Source organism: Bradyrhizobium shewense, from assembly GCF_900094605.1.
GTDB lineage: Bacteria > Pseudomonadota > Alphaproteobacteria > Rhizobiales > Xanthobacteraceae > Bradyrhizobium > Bradyrhizobium shewense.
Window position 1 is genome coordinate 217,290 of record NZ_FMAI01000006.1, and the last position, 19,020, is coordinate 236,309.

Genomic DNA, 19,020 nt, shown 5'->3' on the forward strand with positions numbered 1-19,020 from the left:
CCCCGCAATGACGGGCAGTTATCCTTACTTAGTCCAGATGGAACTTCGCCAGCTCGCGATGCTCGGCCTTGATGTAGCGCACGGTGCCGGTGACGGAGCGCATCACCACAGTTTCGGTCTCGATCACGCCGTCCTTGCGGAATTTGACGCCCGAGAGCAGCGAACCCGTGGTGACGCCGGTGGCGGCGAACAGGCAGTCGCCGCGCGCCATGTCCTCGATACCGTAGATCATCTTGGGATCGTTGACGCCCATCTTGGCCGCGCGTTCACGCTTCTCGTCGGAATCGAGAATGAGACGGCACTGCATCTGGCCGCCGATGCAACGCAGTGCCACGGCCGCGAGCACGCCTTCCGGCGCGCCGCCGGTGCCGAGATACATGTCGACGCCGGTATTGTCGGGATCGGCGCAATGGATCACGCCGGCGACGTCGCCATCGGTGATCAGGCGCACGGCAGCGCCGGTCGAGCGTACGCTCTCGATGATGCTGGCATGGCGCGGGCGATCGAGCACGAGAACCGTGATGCCGTCGGGCTGGACGCCCTTGGCCTTGGCGAGACGGCGGACGTTGTCGGCCGGCGTTGCATCGAGATCGACGACGCCCTTGTTGTAGCCCGGCCCGATCGCGAGCTTCTGCATGTAGACGTCGGGGGCGTGCAGCAGCGTGCCGCCGTCGGCCATCGCCATCGTGGCGATCGAGCCCGGCATGTTCTTGGCGCACAGCGTGGTGCCTTCGAGCGGATCGACCGCGATGTCGACCTGGGGGCCGGCGTTCAGGCCTACCTTCTCGCCGATGAAGAGCATCGGCGCCTCGTCGCGCTCGCCCTCGCCGATCACGATGGTGCCCTCGATCGGGAGCTTGTTGAGCTCGCGGCGCATCGCATCCACCGCAGCCTGGTCGGCGGCCTTTTCATTGCCGTGCCCGCGCAACCGCGCCGACGACACTGCCGCCCGCTCTGTCACCCGCACGATCTCCAGCGTAAGGATGCGCTCGAGCAACGCGTGCGGCGGGACTGAAATATGGGTCGACATCGGCTCACTCCTTCGAAACGTTTGGGACGGAAATCTCCGTCCGTATCAACTCGTAACACCCACAGTTCGTTCGAACCGTGTCAATTCTTCTCGATTCGTATCACCTGCGGCCTTCCGCTGATCACCTTGTCCTTCTGCACGGCGGCGAGCGCGCGGCGCACCGCGTCCTCATGCGTCGCATAGGTGATCAGGATGACGGGCACAGGAACCGCCTTGCCGTCGGCTGGCGCAGCGCCGCCATTGGGATGACGCTGCACGATCGACTCGATCGAAATCTTCTGCTCTGCCAGCCGCGTCGCGATCGCAGCCGCGGTGCCGGGGAAATCGCGCGCCAGAAGGCGGATGTAATAGCCGCCCTCGTGCCGCTCCATCGGCGCCTTCTTGGTGTCGCGCAAATGAGAAATGGGCCGGCCGAACGGATTGGCGCGGATTCCGCGCGCGACATCGGCGATATCGGCGACGACGGCGGATGCCGTCGCGGCACCGCCGGCGCCGGGGCCGACCAGCGTAATCGGCGGAATGCCCTCGCCGTCGATTGTGACCGCATTGGTGACGCCCATCACCTGCGCGATCGAGGAGGATTTCGGAACCATGGTCGGATGCACGCGCTGCTCGATGCCCTTGGCGGTGCGCACCGCAACGCCGAGCAGCTTGACGCGGTAGCCGAGATCGGCCGCCGCGCGCAGATCTTCCGGCGCGATGGAGGAGATGCCTTCGACATACACCGCGCTTTGAGCAACTTTCGTGCCGAAAGCGAGGCTGGCGAGAATGGCGAGTTTTTGCGCGGTGTCATGGCCGTCGACGTCAAAGGACGGGTTGGCTTCGGCATAACCGAGCCGCTGCGCATCCGCGAGGCATTCGGCGAAGGACAGGCCTTCCTGCTCCATCCGGGTCAGGATGTAATTGCAGGTGCCGTTGAGGATGCCATAGACGCGGTTGACGCCGGTTCCGGCAAGTCCCTCGCGCAACGTCTTGATGACGGGGATCGCGGCGCCGACCGCTGCCTCGTAATTCAGCGCACCGCCGTGCTTTTCAGCGCCTTTCGCCAGTTTCAAACCGTGCTTCGCGAGCAGCGCCTTGTTGGCGGTGACGACCGACTTGCCGGCGCTGAGCGCGGCCTCGACGGCCGACAGCGCGGGATCGCCGGCGCCGCCCATCAGTTCGACGAAGCAATCGATGCCGGGATGCGTGGCCAGTGCCATGGGATCCTTGACCCATTCGACGCCGCGCAGGTCGATGCCGCGCTTCTTCGCCTTCGAGCGCGCGGTGACGGCGACGACGCGGATGCCGCGGCCGCTGCGGCCTGCGAGCACGCGGGCCTGCGTTTCAATCAGACGGACAACTTCGGCGCCCACGGTGCCGAGCCCCGCTATGCCCACTTTCAGGGGTGCAACCATGATGACTTAGAAAACCTGCCGAAGAGAACTTAACGCCGATTGGCGAGCGGAACGACGTTGTGCAACGTTTCGATGCCGCTTTCAAGGAAGCGTCGCACGCCGCGCGCGGCCTGCCTGATCCGTTGCTCGTTTTCCACCATGGCGATGCGGACATATCCTTCACCATGCTCGCCGAAGCCGACGCCGGGCGAGACCGCAACGCCGGATTTCTCCACCATCAGGGTCGCGAATTGCATGCTGCCGACGCTGCGGAAGGCTTCGGGCAGCGGCACCCAGGCAAACATCGAGGCCTCCGGCGGTGGGATCTCCCAGCCGGCGCGACCGAACGATTCCACCAGCGCATCGCGGCGCTTGCGGTAGGTGTCGCGCATCTCCTTGATGCAATCGTCCGGACCGTTCAGTGCGGCGGTCGCCGCGACCTGCACCGGCGTGAAGGCGCCGTAATCGAGATAGGATTTGACGCGGGCGAGCGCCGCGATCACGCGCTCATTGCCGACGGCAAAACCCATGCGCCAGCCGGCCATCGAATAGGTCTTCGACATCGAGGTGAATTCGACGGTGACGTCCATCGCGCCGGGCACCTGGAGCACCGAGGGCGGCGGATTGTTCTCGTCGAAATAGACCTCGGCATAAGCGAGATCGGACAGGATCAGGATCTCGTGCTTCTTCGCGAAGGCGACGAGGTCCTTGTAGAAGTCGAGGCTCGCCACATAGGCGGTCGGGTTCGAGGGATAGCAGACGACGAGCGCGAGCGGCTTAGGAATCGAATGCACGATCGCCCGCTCCACCGCCTCGAAGAACTGCGGCGTCGGCTCGGAAGGCACCGAGCGGATCACGCCGCCCGCCATCAAAAAGCCGAAGGCGTGAATCGGGTAGCTCGGGTTCGGACAGAGGATGACGTCACCGGGCGCGGTGATCGCCTGCGCCACGTTGGCAAAGCCCTCCTTCGAGCCCAGCGTCGCGACGATCTGGGTATCGGGGTTGAGCTTCACGCCGAAGCGGCGGGCGTAGTAGCCAGCCTGGGCCCGGCGCAGTCCGGGGATGCCGCGAGACGCCGAGTAGCGATCGGTGCGCGGCTTGCCCAGCGTCTCCTTCAGCTTTTCCAGCACATGCGAGGGGGCCGGCAGATCCGGATTGCCCATCCCGAGGTCGATGATGTCGGCGCCGGCATTCCGCGCGGCCGCCTTGGCCCTATTGACCTGCTCGAACACGTAAGGCGGAAGGCGGCGGATGCGGTAAAATTCTTCCATGGCTCTCTGGGCTCCGGGGCAACCGGTCAGGACAGAATCGACAGGCCGGGACGGCGCTTCGGAAAGGCGTCCATTTTCGTCGTGAAAATTACTCAAAATCAAATGCTTAGAGCAATCATCGACGACAAAGACTGAAGTCGTTCGCCCTGACTCTCGGCTGAACCGTGGTCTTTTAGCACGGCAAGGCGGGGGCGCCAGCGATTACCTTGGAGCGGCTCATTTCGCATCCTTGCCGGCGACGGCCTGGCGATCGCGCGCGGCAGCGAGCTCAGCCTCGATCTTGGCGCGCTGCTCCGGCGGGATGACCGCTTGATCGCGATCCGGCGGCAGGTCGTGCACCGGCAGATAGGTGCCGGGCTCCCTGGGATGCGCCTGCGCGTCCGTAGGCGTCATATCCGCGAGCTGACTCGAGCAGCCGCCGACGGCGAGCGCCGCGATCAGCAGCGCGCCGCGGATCGGCAGCGTCTTTTGCAGGTCCCACAACGCCAACACTTGGGAAATCCCCTACTCGTCCCAAAGCACGGCCCCGGGCAACCTTACCCAAGACCGCGCCCAAGCTCAAACCATTGCTGCCCAAATGGTGCGAGCGAGAAAACAGCCAATGCCCACCAAGCCGAGCGGTGCGGCCCGAATGTGACGGAACCAAGAAGATTTGTCGCAGTGCAACACATCTTCGAGAGTGTTTAACGTCAAACATGCGAGCTTCGCGGTGACGAATACGGAATGAATCGTTACTGTTCTGCTCATGAATATGGCCACGACCGATACGCCCAAACCCGAGACGAAGTTCGATGCGGAAGCCTTCGCGATGAATGTCGCGCGGGCGATGGAGAGCGGCGGCAAGGCACTGGCCGCTTACCTCAAGCCGCGCGAGAGCGGCGAGGTGCAGGATCGCCCGCCGCCCGAGCTCACCGAGGTCGTCAGGACCTTCACCTCGGTCGCCGAATACTGGCTGTCGGATACATCCCGCTCCTCCGATCTGCAGACCAAGCTCGCCAAGGACTATCTCGACCTCTGGGGCTCGGCGGTGCGCCGCATGGCCGGCCAGGACGCGCCGCCCGCGATCGCGCCCTCGCCGCGTGACAAGCGTTTTGCCGACCCGGAATGGAAGTCGAACCAGTTCTTCGATTTCGTGATGCAGCTCTATCTGCTCACGACCAAATGGGCTCAAGAGCTGGTGCGTGACGCCGAGGGGCTCGATCCGCAGACCCGCCGCAAGGCGGAGTTCTACGTCCAGCAGGTCATCAACGCGATCTCGCCGTCCAACTTCGTGCTGACCAATCCGGAGGTGCTGCGCGAAACGGTGGCCAGCAGCGGCGAGAACCTCGCCCGCGGCCTGAAGATGCTGGCCGAGGACATCGCAGCCGGCAAGGGCATGCTGAAGATCCGCCAGTCCAACCCGGACAACCTCGTCGTCGGCGTCAACATGGCGACGACGCCGGGCAAGGTGATCTACCAGAACGAGATGATGCAGCTGATCCAGTATTCGCCGACCACGGAGACGGTGCTGCGCACCCCGCTCCTGATCGTGCCGCCCTGGATCAACAAGTTCTACATCCTCGATCTCAAGCCGGAGAAATCCTACATCAAGTGGTGCGTCGACCAGGGCATCACCGTGTTCGTGATCTCATGGGTCAATCCCGACAAGCGGCTCGGCAACAAGAGCTGGGAAGACTACATGAAGGAAGGTCCGCTCACGGCGATGGACGTGATCGAGAGGGTCACGGGCGAGATGAAGGTGCACACCGCCGGCTATTGCGTCGGCGGCACCATGCTCGCGACCACGCTGGCCTGGCTCGCCGAAAAGCGCCGCCAGCGCGTGTCGTCCGCAACGTTCTTCGCGGCACAGGTCGACTTCACCCATGCCGGCGATCTCCTGGTGTTCGTCGACGAGGAGCAGATCACGGCGCTCGAGCAGGACATGAAGGCGGCCGGCGTGCTCGAAGGCTCGAAGATGGCGATGGCCTTCAACATGCTGCGCTCCAACGATCTGATCTGGTCCTACGTCGTCAGCAACTATCTGAAGGGGCAGCAGCCGAGCGCGTTCGACCTCTTGCATTGGAATTCGGACGCGACGCGCATGACCGCGTCGAACCACTCCTATTACTTGCGCAATTGCTATCTGGAGAACCGGCTCTCCACCGGCACGTTGGTGCTCGACAACACGCTGCTCGATCTCTCCAAGGTCAAGGTTCCCGTCTACAACCTCGCCACCCGCGAGGACCACATCGCGCCTGCTGAATCGGTGCTGTACGGCTCGCAGTTCTTCGGCGGTCCGGTGAAATACGTGCTGTCGGGCTCGGGCCACATCGCCGGCGTCGTCAATCCGCCCGCCTCGAACAAGTACCAGTACTGGACCAACGACAACATCAAGGACGTCAACGTCGCGCAATGGATGAAGGACGCCGTGGAGCACAAGGGCTCGTGGTGGCCGGACTGGCGCCAATGGCTGGGCGAGCTCGATCCGGAGCAAGTCCCGGCGCGCAGCGTCGGCAGCGACGCCCTGCCCCCGATCGAGGACGCGCCCGGCAGCTATGTCAGGGTCCGCGCATAGCGGAATCTTCCGCGCTTTTGTATAGACTCGCGCTCAACGCAGCGACGACAGAGGGGATCGAACCATGACGCGCGAATTGTTCTGGCTGACACTGACTGTGATCCTGACCGGGATCCTCTGGATCCCCTACACCATCAACCGGTGCCAGGTCCGCGGCCTCAGTGGCGCGTTGGCCAACCCCTCGCGCGGCGACAAGCCGCAGTCGGAATGGGCGAACCGCCTGATGTTCGCGCATGACAATGCGGTCGAGAACCTCGTGCTCTTTGCGCCGCTGGTGCTGATCCTCAACGCGATCGACTATTCGACAAAATGGACCGTGCTCGCCTGCGCCGTCTACTTCTGGTCCCGCGTCGCGCATCTCATCGTCTACGCGATCGGCATTCCCGTGTTCCGCACGCTGGCCTTCACCGTCGGCTTCCTCGCCCAGGCCGTGCTGGCGCTGGCGATCTTCAAGGTGGTTTGATTTCGTGTCCCGGACGCGCGAAGCGCGAGCCGGGACCCAAAACGCCGCAAACGAAGCAGAAAACATGGGCCCCGGCTCTGCAGCGCATCACTGAAGGAGTGCTGCGCTGCGTCCGGGGCACGAGACTGCCCTACTCCTCCGGCAATCCCAGCATCAGCCGCATGTTCTGCACGGCCGCGCCGGAAGCACCCTTGCCGAGATTGTCGAGCCGGGCGACCAGCACGGCCTGGTGATATTTGTCGCTGGCGAAGACGTAGAGCTCGAGCACGTTGGTCTCGTTGAGCGCCTCCGGCTCGATCCGGCCGCCTTTGGCCGCCTCGTTCTGAAGCGGCATCACCTTGACGTATTTCGAGCCGGCGTAACGCTTGGCGAGCGCAGCCTGCAGATCGGTACCACCGGGCTTGCCGGGCAGCGTGTCGAGCTGCAGCGGCACCGAGACCAGCATGCCCTGCCGGTAGTTGCCGACCGACGGAATGAAGATCGGCCGCCGCGTCAGGTTCGAATAGAGCTGCATCTCCGGCAGATGCTTGTGCTCGAAGCCGAGGCCGTAGAGCTCGAAGGATGGCGCGCTGCCGTCCTCGAAGCTCGCGATCATCGACTTGCCGCCGCCGGAATAGCCGCTCACCGCGTTGACCGCGACGGGGTAATCCTGCGGCAACAGGCCGGCATCGACGATCGGCCGCAGCAGCGCGATCGCGCCGGTCGGATAGCAGCCGGGATTGGAGACCTTCTTGGCGGCCTTGATCTTGCCGGCCTGATCCGGCGTCAGCTCGGGAAAGCCGTAGGCCCAGTCAGGCGCGACGCGGTACGCGGTCGAGGCGTCCAGCACCTTCGGGCCCGCAGCGCCCATGCTGTCGACCAACGCAACCGTTTCCTTGGCGGCATCGTCGGGCAGGCAGAGGATGACGAGATCCACCTCCTCCATCAGCGCCTTCTTGGCCGCGGGGTCCTTGCGCTTGTCGTCGGCGATCGTCTTCACGACGACGTCGTTCTGGAGCTTCAGCCGCTCGTTGATGCCGAGCCCGGTGGTGCCGGAGCCGCCGTCGACGAAGACGGTTGCGGGTTTGGCGGCAGCGCCCTTCGGGGCCTGTTTGATGTCAGCGAGGCTCATAGTGCGCTCCCTTCGAGCATGTTCGTGTCGTCGGCAAAAACCTGCGGCCTTGCCTGCCGCATCAAATGTGAGATCTGCTTGGCGTCGGCATCGCCGGCGCTGAGCGCATTCGCGATCGCCGCATAGTCGGCGTCCGATTTGTGCTGGTTGAGCTTGAAGCTGCCTTCGACCTCCTCAACCGTCATCACCAGACCCACGATCGCCTTCTTCATCGCTTCCAGCCGTCCGGCCGTCATCTTGTCCGATGTCCACGGCTTCTTCGGCAGCAGCCAGTTCTCGAACTTGTCGCTGAGCGTGTCGATCTGCACCGCCAGCTCGTCGTCAGACAACATCCGCACCGGCCCGCTCAGATGCACCGACTGGTAGAGCCAGGTCGGCACCTGGTCCGGCGAGACGTACCAGTCCGGCGATACATAGGCATCGGGGCCATTGACCGCGAGCAGCCAGGACACTGCGCCGTCCGCGAGCTTTAGCAGCGGATTGTGACGGGCGACATGAAAGGCGGCCTGCGGCGTGCCGTCAGCCGCATAGGTCAAATAGAACGGCAGCGGGGAAGCGACCGGTTTCTTGCCGTCAAAGGCGCACATGGTGCCGAAGCCGCGCTCTTCGGCGAACTTCAGGCTTGCGGCGCGGTCCTGCTTGAAAAAGGGTGGCGTGTACATCGTGGTCTCCTGCTGGGCCTCCTTGGGGGGCCGCCGGATCAGATCGCGCTGACAGGAGAGAGAATGCCGCGGATCGGATCCAGCGGCAAAGACGATGATCTCAAACGCGATCGACCGCCCAAACCGCTAAAGAGCGGCGGCGGCGACGGGCGAACAGGATGGTCGCGGCGTTGATCATGGCGCGCGGCTATAAAGCCAGATCAGGTTTCCGTCAAGGTTTCGGCGTCAGATCACCCGCCAGATCCATTCCATGATCTTGGCGAGCACGTCGCCGAACAGCAGGAGCACGGCCGACCAGATCAGGGCCGAGACGAAATTGGCGGCCTGGAAGCTCCAATAAGGCATCTCGAAGATGCCGGCCGCGAGCGGCACCGAGGCGCGCAAGGGGCCGAAGAAGCGGCCGATGAAGATGCTGGGGACGCCCCAGCTGCGCACGAAAGCCTCGCCTCTGGGCAGGAGTTCCGGATAGCGCGAAAGCGGCCACATCTGCGCGACCTTCTCCTTGTAGCGGTAGCCGAACCAGTACGAGACCCAGTCGCCGAGCGCCGCGCCGAGGCCGCCGGCGATCCAGACCGGATAGAAGCTGATGCCGCTCGCCCCGATCAGCGCACCGATCGCAACCAGCGCGCCCCAGGCCGGGATCAGCAGCGAGATGAAGGCCAGCGATTCCCCGAAGGCGAGCACGAACACGATCGGAGCCGCCCAGGCCTGGTGAACGCGCACGAAATCGGCCAGGGCGTGCGCAATCTGCTCCATCTAAAAAAAGCCTTCCCGCCCCGTCTCAAGGTGCTGCTCGATGAAAAAGACTGGTAAGCCAAGGGCTTGTGTGACATCAAGTCACAAAACTCGCTCGACGCGGACGGTCCGGTCAAATTGCCGGGAATTGCAGGGCCTGCGGCGTAAAATCGCCGGGATTGGCTCCCAACCAAACCGCCCGGCCCGCCCCGCGGTAACCTTTCCAAGTCAGAAGTGGCATAGTCGGCCTAACCGATTCGCCGCTGATGCGGCCCTCAAAGCGTATCAAGATATATGTCCAAGCAGTTGAAACCCAAAGCAAAAGACGATTTTTTCGGCGGCGATGAGCCAAAGCCTCGCGCGCCTGCCAAGGCGGCTTCGCGCGGAACCGGCGGCGAAGCCGACTACACCGCGGCCGACATCGAGGTGCTCGAAGGCCTGGAACCGGTGCGGCGCCGGCCCGGCATGTATATCGGCGGCACCGACGAGAAGGCGCTGCATCATCTGTTCGCCGAAGTCATCGACAACTCGATGGACGAGGCGCTCGCGGGACATGCGACCTTCATCGGCGTCGAGCTCTCCGCGGACGGCTTCCTGACCGTCACCGACAACGGCCGCGGCATTCCGATCGACCCGCATCCAAAATTCCCGAAGAAATCGGCGCTCGAAGTCATCATGTGCACGCTGCATTCGGGCGGCAAATTCGACTCCAAGGTCTACGAGACCTCCGGCGGCTTGCACGGCGTCGGCATCTCCGTGGTGAACGCCCTCTCCTCGTTGCTCGAGGTCGAGGTCGCGCGCAGCCAGAAGCTCTACCGCATGACGTTCGAGCGCGGACACCCCAAAGGCAAGCTCGAGGATCTCGGCAAGATCAACAACCGCCGCGGCACGCGCGTCCGCTTCAAGCCCGATACCGACATCTTCGGCGCCAAGGCTGCGTTCAAGCCGCAGCGCCTGTTCAAGATGACGCGCTCGAAGGCGTATCTGTTCGGCGGCGTCGAGATCCGCTGGAATTGCGCGCCCGAACTGCTCAAGGGCGTCGAGGACGTCCCGGCCGAAGCGACGTTCCACTTCCCCGGCGGCCTCAAGGACTATCTGGCGGCTGCAATTCACGCCGACACGCTGGTGCATCCCGACATCTTCTCGGGCAAGTCGGGCCGCAACGGCGCGCATGGCGCCTGTGAATGGGCGGTCGCGTGGACCGCGGATGCCGACGGCTTTCTCTCTTCCTATACCAACACCGTCCCGACGCCCGATGGCGGCACGCACGAATCCGGCCTGCGCAGCGCGCTGCTGCGCGGCCTGAAGGATCACGCCGAGCGCGTCGGCCAGGGCAAGCGCGCCTCGTCCATTACGTCGGAAGACGTGATGGTCGGCGCCGCCGTGATGCTCTCGGTGTTCGTGCGCGAACCCGAATTCCAGGGCCAGACCAAGGATCGTCTCGCCACCGCGGAGGCGCAGCGCATCGTCGAACAGGCGATGAAGGATCCGTTCGATCACTGGCTCTCGGGCAATCCGAACATGGCCAACAGGCTGCTCGATTTCGTGATCGACCGCGCCGAGGAGCGGCTGCGGCGCCGCCAGGAAAAGGAGACGGCGCGCAAGACCGCCGGCAAGAAGCTGCGCCTGCCCGGCAAGCTCGCCGACTGCACCGACGCCGGCACCGAAGGCTCCGAGCTCTTCATCGTCGAAGGCGACTCGGCCGGCGGCAGCGCCAAGCAGGCGCGCGACCGCAAGACCCAGGCCGTGCTGCCGTTGCGCGGCAAGATCCTCAACGTCGCCTCCGCCGGCAAGGACAAGCTGACGGCCAATGCCCAGCTCTCCGACCTCGTGCAGGCCATCGGCTGCGGCCAGCTCCTGCAATACCGCGAAGAGGATCTGCGCTATCAGCGCATCATCATCATGACCGATGCCGACGTCGACGGCGCCCACATCGCTTCGCTTCTGATCACCTTCTTCTACCGGCAGATGCCGCGGCTGATCGACGAAGGGCACCTCTTCCTCGCGGTGCCGCCGCTTTACAAGCTCACGCACGGCACCAAGTCGGTTTACGCGCGCGACGACAAGCACAAGGAAGAGCTGATCAAGAGCACGTTCAACGCCAACGCCAAGGTTGAGGTGAACCGCTTCAAAGGCCTCGGCGAGATGATGCCGGCGCAGCTCAAGGAGACCACGATGGATCCGAGCAAACGCACGCTGCTCAAGGTGGTGCTGCTCGCCGACGATCGCGACACCACGGCGGATTCGGTGGAACGACTGATGGGCACCAAGGCCGAGGCGCGCTTCGCGTTCATCTCGGACAAGGCCGAGTTTGCCAGCGAAGAGCTGCTGGACGTGTGAGTCCTCGGCGCTGTAGCGCTTCATCGAGAGCCCCGGCGAAAAGCCGGGGCTCTTTTGCTTTGCGGGGGTGACGACGTCGCTGCGGTCCGTACGGCTTTGAGCGATTCCCGGCACCGTCGTTGCGACTCGGCCAACGACTCACGGCGCTCAGGCGGAGGCACGACTGCCTCCATTTCGGACAAGGCGGGATTTACTAACGAAACCTTACCCGAGGTTGAATTCCAAAAAGCTCAGTAAGGCTTTGAATTTATGTGATTATTCCAGATTTCGACAGCCGCCACCGAAATGCCCGCGTATCGGCGTTTTCCGGCGACTGTGCCTGCCCGGCAACAGCATTCCGGCGAGAAACGTCTATAGTCCGGACATCAGATGACACGAACTTCAGTGCGCTCGCGCTGCTACACAGACCAAGGTTGGGGATTTTTATCATGAAGAAGGTTTTGCTCGCTCTGACCGCGGTTGCCGCGATGACCGGTTCGGCCTCGGCGGCCGATCTCGGTGCCCGTCCCTACGTGAAGGCCCCGATGCCGGCGCCCGTCGCGAACTGGACCGGCTTCTACGTCTTCGGCGGCGGCGGCGGCGGCCTCTCCAATGCCGACCAGAGCATCGTGGACACGGCGACCGGCACTCCGTTGACGATCACACAGCGCCAGGGCGGCTCCGGCTGGTTCGGCACCGTCGGCGCCGGTTACGACTGGCAGTTCAGCGGTACTTGGGTTGCCGGTGTGTTCGGCGACGCCCAGTTCGGCAGCATCCGCGCCACCATCCAGGATCCCATCTTCGGCATCACCGGCAACCAGAAGCTGGAAACCTCCTGGGCCGCGGGCGTGCGCCTCGGCTGGCTGGTCGCCCCGAACGTTCTCTCCTACGTCAACGGCGGTTACTCGGGCGCCCACTTCGGTCAGACCAACTTCACGACGCTGGGCGGCACTCCCGTGGGCGTCCATCTCGCCAGCTACGACCGTCACGGCTGGTTCGTCGGCGGCGGTGTCGAGAACAGCCTGAACATCTTCGGTATCACTTCGCCGGGCTGGTTCATGAAGACCGAGTATCGTTCGGCCTTCTACAACGCCAAAACCCAAACCGAGCTCTTGGATGGCACCAACGCGCCGCTCATCAACAGCGTCCGCGCCAACAGCTGGAACCAGACGATCTCGACCTCGCTGGTCTACCGCTTCAACTGGACCGGTCCGGTCGTCGCGAAGTATTGATCCGAACGCAAGTTCAGACGTCAAAGCCCCGGCATCGCCGGGGCTTTTTCGTTATGGACTGGTCGGCGACCAATGCTCGACTTCAGTGTCGTACGCAGCGAGCCGAACTCCGATCACTCACATAACATTGGTGATCGCCCGCCCCCGCATCGCGACATGCGCTGGGCTTCGCCGCGTTGGCTTCTGCCGGCGGCGCCATTGTATCCGAACCGAAGCTACGGTTACTGTGTGCCCCAAGCTTTCGTGGCCGCAGCAATCGTTCGTGCCGCGAGTCGCGACGGAAACGGACCGACGGGGAGGAATGCATGCGCAGATTTCTGCTTGTAGCAGGCCTGTTTGCCCTCGCCGTTGGGCTGCTCTGGATTGGACAGGGCACGGGTACGGTGCCCTGGCCGCGATCGAGCTTCATGGTCAACCAGCTGCATTGGGCCGCCTATGGCGCCGCCATGGCCGGCTTCGGGCTGGTGCTGATCTGGCAGAGCAACCAATAAAAGAAACCAGGGAATACAAGCATGACATCCAGCCGGTTCGAGCTCCGCGGCAAGGTCGCGATCGTAACAGGAGGCAATGGCGGCATCGGGCTCGGCATGGCGCGCGGCCTTGCCGATGCCGGCGCCGACATTGCCGTGGTCGGACGCAACGAGGCCAAGTCCAAAGCAGCAGTCGAAGATCTCAGGCAGCGCGGCGTCAAGGCGATCGCGGTTGCGACCGATGTCACCGACAAGGCCGCGATCGAAGCCATGATCGCGCGCGTGGTGAAGGATCTCGGCCGCATCGACATCCTCGTCAACAACGCCGGCATGAGCATCCGCAAGCCGCCGCACGAACTCGAGCTCGACGAGTGGAACAAGGTGATCGACACCAACCTCACCAGCGCCTTCCTATGCTCGAAGCTCGCTTATCCGGCCTTGAAGGCGTCAGGCAACGGCAAGGTGATCAACATCGGCTCGATGATGTCGATCTTCGGTGCGAGCTTCGCCACCGCCTACGCGGCAAGCAAGGGCGGCATCGTGCAGTACACGCGTGCCTGCGCCAATGCCTGGGCGCCCGACAACATCCAGGTCAATGCGATCCTGCCGGGCTGGATCGACACCGACCTCACCCGCGGCGCGCGGCAGCAGGTGTCGGGATTGCACGAGCGGGTGCTGGCGCGCACGCCTGCGGGGCGCTGGGGCGACATCGACGACTTCGCCGGCATCGCCGTGTTCCTGGCCTCGCCGGCATCGAACTTCGTCACGGGCACCGCGATCCCCGTCGATGGCGGCTTCTCGGTGATGGCCTGAGGCCGGGCCTGTCGGCCATTCAACAACGCAAAAAAAGAAGCCCCGGACAAATCCGGGGCTTTTGAATTTAGGCAGTGCTTTTTTTGATCGTTGGTCGCGTTGCGTCGTCGACGTGCTCAGTAACGGGCAATGACAGGTGCGTCGAACTTGTAGCTCGCGCGCACGACGGCCCACTGGATGTCGCGCGGCTTGGCGTCGAAGGTGTAATTCCCCGAGGTGCCGCCGAGCTGATAGGTCTGGCTGCCGAAGGCAGCGTAGTTGTATTCGAGGCCGACGATCCAATTGCGGGTGACGCCATATTCCCAGCCGGCGCCGACGGTCCAGCCGTTGGCCCAGTGGGTCTGTCCGCCCGAGCCCGACACACCGATGGTGTCGCTGACCGACAGACGGTTGTTCGCGCCGGCATAGCCGCCCTTGATGTAGAAGAGGTTGTTCTGCACGGCGAAGCCGGCGCGGCCGACCACGGTCGCGAGCACGTTGGTGCGCCAGGAGAACACGTCGTCGCCCGCACCGAACGCGGTGTTCGTGAACGAGCCCTTGTTGTCGAGGCCGGAGATCGTGCCTTCCATGCCGAACACGTAGTTGTTGGCTTGCCAGTTGTAGCCGATCTGGGCGCCGCCCATGATGCCCGCGCTGCGCTGACGATAGCCCTCGCCCGGGACGAGATCGCCGAACGGCGCACCGGTCCCGTTGTTAATGAACTGCTGGTTGGTCCATGCGCCGCCGATGTGACCGCCGACATAGAAACCGGTCCAGTTGAACAGGGGCTCCACATAGGCTGGCGCCTTCGTGTAGCGCGCGCCGAGATCGGCGGCGGAGGCCGCGCCCGTCGAAACCAGAGCGGTCGTGCAGGCGAAGGCGGCAATCAATTTGTTACGCATGGTACAGCCCCGTGTCCTTTGATGGACGCACGGTCACAGACGGGTGTTACTAAAATTCGAATCAAGAGAGTTAACGCGGCGCATGGGCACGCGCCGGTCCGCAAATCCGTCGGCGCTGTTGCACCCTCGCAACGCTGCACACGCGGTTTAACGCAGCATTATCCATACCGAATTCCCGCGCTACGCTGCCGGCGCAGCTTTCGAGTGCACGTGCTCGGGCCGCACGCCGAGCGCAAGCAGGCGCGCCGGAATGCCCTGCAGCCATGGCAGCGCGGTGATGAGGCGCACGATCAGCGGCACCTTGAGCGGCCGGTCACTGCCTTGCAAGGCGCCGCTGATGATCTTGTTCTGCACGATCACCTGCATTCGCTGCGTCATCTTCACCGGGAACTCGCGGCGACGGCGCACGGCATCGAGATCGCTCTCGGGCGGGCAGCCGTGCTGCATCTTGTCCGCCAGCAGATTGGCGGTTGCGACTGCATCCTGCACGGCGAGATTGACGCCGACGCCGCCGACCGGAGACATCGCATGCGCGGCATCGCCAATGCAAAGCAGACCCGGCCGCGTCCAGCGCGCCATGCGGTTGATCGCGACGGTCAGCAGCTTGACGTCGTCAAAGCTCTTCACGTCGGCGATGCCGGACCTGAGGATCGGGGCCATGCGCACGACGTCGTCGAGCAGCGCCTGCAGTCCCCTCGCCTTCACCGCCTCATGCTGTCCCTTGGCGATGACATAGGCGCACTGCCAATAGTCGCCGCGATCGAAGGTGATCATCATCTTGCCGGGCTCGACGCGCGCGAACACGCTTTCCGTCTCGTCGGCCTTGCGGCCGGCGCGGAACCACAGCACGTCCATCGGCGCGCCGATTTCCTCGACGACGAGGCCGGCGCGCTCGCGCACCGTCGAATGCCGGCCGTCGCAGGCGATGGTGAGATCGGCTTCGATGTCGATGATGCCGTCAGGCGTTTTCGCCCGCACCCCGGCGATCGTCTCGCCGCGGCGGATTAGATCGACCGCCTCCGTACTCATCATCACCTCGAGCGAGGCAAAGCGCCGGCCGGCCTCGCGCAGGAAATTCAAAAAATCCCATTGCGGCATGAAGGCGATGAAGGGGTATTTGGTGTGGAGCCGGCTGAGATCGGCGATGCGCACCGGTGTGCCGCCGAACAGGCCGTCCATCTTCTGTAGGCGTTGATGCGGCAGCTTCAGGAAGCCGTCGATCAGACCGAGCTCGTCCATGACCTCGAGCGTCGAGGGATGCACGGTGTCGCCGCGGAAATCGCGGAAGAAATCCGCATGCTTCTCCAGCACCACAACCTCGATGCCGGCGCGCCCCAGGAGATAGCCGAGCATCATGCCGGCCGGCCCGCCGCCGACGATGCAGCAACGGACCTTTTTCGTCCGGTTCGGTTGTTGGTCGGATGTCATTGCAGCCACGATCCGCGATGCGAGTAGCGATCAAGATATGGCGGGCAATGTAACGCCGATTCCGATCGAACGGCGCTTGAATGTGGATGCGCGATCTCCAACGCCGGCCGGCCGCTCAGATCACGCCGGCCCTTCCGATCCCGGGAATAAGCCGCGCGCCCTGTTGTTATCAGGACACGCGCCGAAGCTGCGATGCGGAAGAGAGCAAGCCGCGGGCCTAGCGTTGCTCGCGGCGAGGAGCCGCGTCTACCATCAGCCGCGCGCGTCACGCAGCCGGTCGCCACTTGCGCGGCAACGGAAAGGCTCGCACTGCGGCGGGCTCTCCTGCACGGGATCTAGACTATTTCTGATCCTCATTGCTGGTCCCGGTGCCCGGACTGCCGATCGGCAACCCGTTCGGCGCATGACCGACACCTGCGTTCCGTCCAGCTTGCGCGGCCGCTGGCGAGGTGCCGTTTGCAGTCGGGGACTGAGCGTTCGGATTGTTCAAGCCGGTATTGGTGTTGACGTTGGCACCGGTGGTGGTGCCATGAGTGCCCATTCCCGAAGGAGCCGACGGCCCCGAATTGGCGCTGCCGGATGAGGTGCCCATTCCGGCACCCGAGCTGGCAGCGGATCCCGCGCTTCCGCCCCCGGTCCCCGTACCGGCAGCAGCACCGGCACCGCCAGCCGCACCACCGCCGCCTCCGCCAGCACCCCCGCCTCCCTGGGCAAAAGCGGTCGTTGAAAGCGCAGCGCATGCGAAGGCTATGAGGATGGACTTGCGGATCATGGATCGTCTCCCTGGTTTGACAGACAATCCAGGTGACCAAGGACTTGTTCCGTCGCCTGCGGCGAACGGACGTCCACTACCTCAGGGCTTCGACTTCCGTTCCCATGGGCGCTTGCCGTCGGAATCACGATCCCAGGGACGCGTCATCGGAGCCACCTTTTCATCCTCGGCGGCCTTCGCACGGTCCGCTTGGACGCGTTCCCGGTCGGTCGGTGGCTGCGTGGGGATTGGAGCAGTTTGCGCCAGAGCCGGAAGCGTCGTGAGCAGCGCGACGATGATGAATTTTGTCATCCCCGGCTCTAACATTTCCACCGTTGGCTTGTCCGAATTAAGTTCGTCCATCCCGTCACGCCCCGCCCGATCAACACGGCCTCAATTATTGCCGCGGTTCGCGCTGCGGAAACTCTTGATCTCCGAGACGCTGCCGTCGCGATAGGTCAACTCCACCGAGACAGACTGCGTGGCGGGTGCAAGCTTCATGTAGAGCGGCATGCCGGCGGTGATCGCACTGGGGTCGCGCATGTCGCAAGCAGGCATCTTCAGCACCTGGTTGGGCACGGCAGTGTCGATGCCGATGCGCACCTCGCGGATGGCGCAGCGATAGGACACGAGGTGCGTGTAGTAAACCAGCAGCCCGTTGAACTCGCGGAAGGACAGCCAGCTCGTCGACGTCATGTCGAGGATCTTGCGCTGGTCGCGGATCAGCGCGGCCTCAGGATCGAACCTGATCGGAAACGGCCCCTGCATGTCGCCGGACTGATCGACATAGCGGACCTCGATGGTGCCGGCCTGTGCATCCGGCGGCAATTCGATCGACGGGTTCGGCATCCGCTTGCGCGTGCGCGGATCGAGCGTGTCGATGAAGCCGGTCTCGCGGAAATCGCCCTTGCCGGCCATGCGCCAGGAAATGCCGAGAGTCGGGTCGGCGAACGAGAACACCACGCTCCAGCCGCCATTGTGCCGCGAGAAGCTCGCGATCGGCGCGTTGATGGTCTCCTCCTTCGGCATCTGCGGCACCGACACTGGCGGCAGCGCCGCGAGCTTCTGCGGCGGCGGATCGGCCGGCCGCGCGGCAGCATCCTTCGCCACGCCGCTGAGGAAGACATCGTCGACCATCTGGTCGAAATAGACCGGCACCTGCCTGTGCTTGACGGTATCGGCCATCTCGCTGACGGCACGGCGGGTGCGCTGCGCCACCTGCACGAGGTTCTCGCCGGGTTGGAGCAGCTCCTTGGCGAAGGTGCGCGTGAACACCGAATTGGGATTGGCGTCGTCGTTGGAGAGGCGGTCGAGCGCGGTCTGGCGGGGACCTGCCGAAAACACCGAGAACACGCCTTCGGGCAACTGCACCATCGGGGCAAGCCCGCCGCCACCGGCGACTGCGCGGGTGCCCTTGCGCTCGAATGGGTTGTTGCGGCAGGCGTCGAATACGAGGATCGAGGTCCGCGCCTTCTTGTTCTGGAGGCGCTCGACGATGCGGTCGGCCAAGATCGAGGCGTCACGCACCAGCTCTTCCTGCCCTTCGGTCGCCGCCGGCACGTCGGTCGGCAGCAGGTAGTTCTGGCCCGCGATCTCGAAGCCGTGGCCGGCGTAGAAGAAGAACGCGGTGTCGCCTGGCTCGATCGTCTTGTCGAAGGCGAGCAGGGTCTCGGAGAATTGCTGCCGGCTCTGGTTCTCCGCGACCATCACCGAGAAGCCGAGCTGCTTCAGCGTATCGCCCATGGTTCGGGCGTCGTTGACCGCCTTGAGCAGCTTCGGAACGTTCCTGTAGTCGTTGTTGCCGACGACGAGCGCGACACGCTTCTCGGCATAGGCGGGAGCTACAAAGCCGCTCAGGCCCGCCGCCAGGCCAAGGGCCGCCAGAATTCCGAAAAGCCGACGCGTCATCGCAAAATTCCCGTTG

The 19,020-nt window shown here is 64.2% G+C and carries 18 protein-coding genes; 6 read left to right on the plus strand and 12 right to left on the minus strand.

Annotated elements, in window-relative coordinates; genetic code table 11:
- Positions 1-28: 28 nt before the first annotated feature.
- The 4 genes from glpX to GA0061098_RS13965 form a co-directional block, all read right to left on the minus strand.
- Positions 29-1,030, minus strand: a complete 1,002-nt coding sequence (glpX, locus tag GA0061098_RS13950; RefSeq protein ID WP_018323059.1) for a class II fructose-bisphosphatase — start codon at positions 1,028-1,030, stop codon at positions 29-31.
- Positions 1,031-1,110: 80 nt separating this feature from the next.
- Positions 1,111-2,427: a homoserine dehydrogenase gene (locus tag GA0061098_RS13955; RefSeq protein ID WP_091956832.1), complete on the minus strand. Its 1,317-nt coding sequence runs from the start codon at positions 2,425-2,427 to the stop codon at positions 1,111-1,113.
- 29 nt (positions 2,428-2,456) lie between these two features.
- Positions 2,457-3,677, minus strand: coding sequence for an LL-diaminopimelate aminotransferase (locus GA0061098_RS13960; protein ID WP_018323057.1), 1,221 nt, complete (start codon positions 3,675-3,677; stop codon positions 2,457-2,459).
- Between the two features lie 216 nt (positions 3,678-3,893).
- On the minus strand, positions 3,894-4,169 hold the full coding sequence (locus GA0061098_RS13965) for a hypothetical protein (RefSeq protein ID WP_049815128.1): 276 nt from the start codon (positions 4,167-4,169) through the stop codon (positions 3,894-3,896).
- 253 nt (positions 4,170-4,422) lie between these two features.
- Here GA0061098_RS13965 and GA0061098_RS13970 point away from each other — a divergent pair, with 253 nt between their 5' ends.
- Entirely contained in the window at positions 4,423-6,231 is a 1,809-nt protein-coding gene (locus GA0061098_RS13970; protein WP_165637352.1) for a PHA/PHB synthase family protein, read from the plus strand.
- A 64-nt stretch (positions 6,232-6,295) separates the two neighbouring features.
- On the plus strand, positions 6,296-6,694 hold the full coding sequence (locus tag GA0061098_RS13975) for an MAPEG family protein (protein ID WP_091956833.1): 399 nt from the start codon (positions 6,296-6,298) through the stop codon (positions 6,692-6,694).
- Between the two features lie 130 nt (positions 6,695-6,824).
- On the opposite strand, the gene argC is transcribed toward GA0061098_RS13975, so the two are convergent.
- The 3 genes from argC to GA0061098_RS13990 all read right to left on the minus strand — a co-directional run bounded on the left by argC (position 6,825) and on the right by GA0061098_RS13990 (position 9,223).
- Positions 6,825-7,805 (minus strand): N-acetyl-gamma-glutamyl-phosphate reductase, encoded by a 981-nt coding sequence (argC, locus tag GA0061098_RS13980; protein WP_091956834.1) that lies wholly within the window; start codon positions 7,803-7,805, stop codon positions 6,825-6,827.
- Positions 7,802-8,467, minus strand: coding sequence for an FMN-binding negative transcriptional regulator (locus GA0061098_RS13985; protein ID WP_091956835.1), 666 nt, complete (start codon positions 8,465-8,467; stop codon positions 7,802-7,804). Before GA0061098_RS13985 ends, argC begins: the two co-directional genes overlap by 4 nt.
- A gap of 225 nt (positions 8,468-8,692) precedes the next feature.
- A complete protein-coding gene (locus GA0061098_RS13990) occupies positions 8,693-9,223 on the minus strand; it encodes a DedA family protein (protein WP_091956836.1) in 531 nt (176 codons plus the stop codon).
- Between the two features lie 273 nt (positions 9,224-9,496).
- On the opposite strand from GA0061098_RS13990, the gene parE reads away from it, so the two are divergent.
- The 4 genes from parE (at position 9,497) to GA0061098_RS14010 (ending at position 14,036) form a co-directional block, all read left to right on the plus strand.
- A complete protein-coding gene (parE, locus tag GA0061098_RS13995; RefSeq protein ID WP_091956837.1) occupies positions 9,497-11,542 on the plus strand; it encodes a DNA topoisomerase IV subunit B in 2,046 nt (681 codons plus the stop codon).
- Between the two features lie 428 nt (positions 11,543-11,970).
- A complete protein-coding gene (locus tag GA0061098_RS14000; RefSeq protein ID WP_091956838.1) occupies positions 11,971-12,753 on the plus strand; it encodes an outer membrane protein in 783 nt (260 codons plus the stop codon).
- 305 nt (positions 12,754-13,058) lie between these two features.
- Positions 13,059-13,244: a hypothetical protein gene (locus GA0061098_RS14005; protein ID WP_091956839.1), complete on the plus strand. Its 186-nt coding sequence runs from the start codon at positions 13,059-13,061 to the stop codon at positions 13,242-13,244.
- Positions 13,245-13,265: 21 nt separating this feature from the next.
- On the plus strand, positions 13,266-14,036 hold the full coding sequence (locus tag GA0061098_RS14010) for an SDR family NAD(P)-dependent oxidoreductase (RefSeq protein ID WP_091956840.1): 771 nt from the start codon (positions 13,266-13,268) through the stop codon (positions 14,034-14,036).
- A 116-nt stretch (positions 14,037-14,152) separates the two neighbouring features.
- Here GA0061098_RS14010 and GA0061098_RS14015 read toward each other — a convergent pair whose 3' ends face one another.
- The 5 genes from GA0061098_RS14015 to GA0061098_RS14035 form a co-directional block, all read right to left on the minus strand.
- Complete coding sequence (locus tag GA0061098_RS14015; RefSeq protein ID WP_091956841.1) at positions 14,153-14,917, minus strand: outer membrane protein; 765 nt, start codon at positions 14,915-14,917, stop codon at positions 14,153-14,155.
- A gap of 180 nt (positions 14,918-15,097) precedes the next feature.
- A complete protein-coding gene (locus tag GA0061098_RS14020; RefSeq protein ID WP_091956842.1) occupies positions 15,098-16,345 on the minus strand; it encodes an FAD-dependent oxidoreductase in 1,248 nt (415 codons plus the stop codon).
- Positions 16,346-16,685: 340 nt separating this feature from the next.
- On the minus strand, positions 16,686-16,937 hold the full coding sequence (locus GA0061098_RS46085; RefSeq protein WP_245323301.1) for a hypothetical protein: 252 nt from the start codon (positions 16,935-16,937) through the stop codon (positions 16,686-16,688).
- Between the two features lie 261 nt (positions 16,938-17,198).
- Entirely contained in the window at positions 17,199-17,459 is a 261-nt protein-coding gene (locus tag GA0061098_RS14030) for a hypothetical protein (RefSeq protein WP_245323305.1), read from the minus strand.
- 30 nt (positions 17,460-17,489) lie between these two features.
- On the minus strand, positions 17,490-19,004 hold the full coding sequence (locus GA0061098_RS14035; RefSeq protein ID WP_091956982.1) for a caspase family protein: 1,515 nt from the start codon (positions 19,002-19,004) through the stop codon (positions 17,490-17,492).
- Positions 19,005-19,020 lie beyond the last annotated feature (16 nt).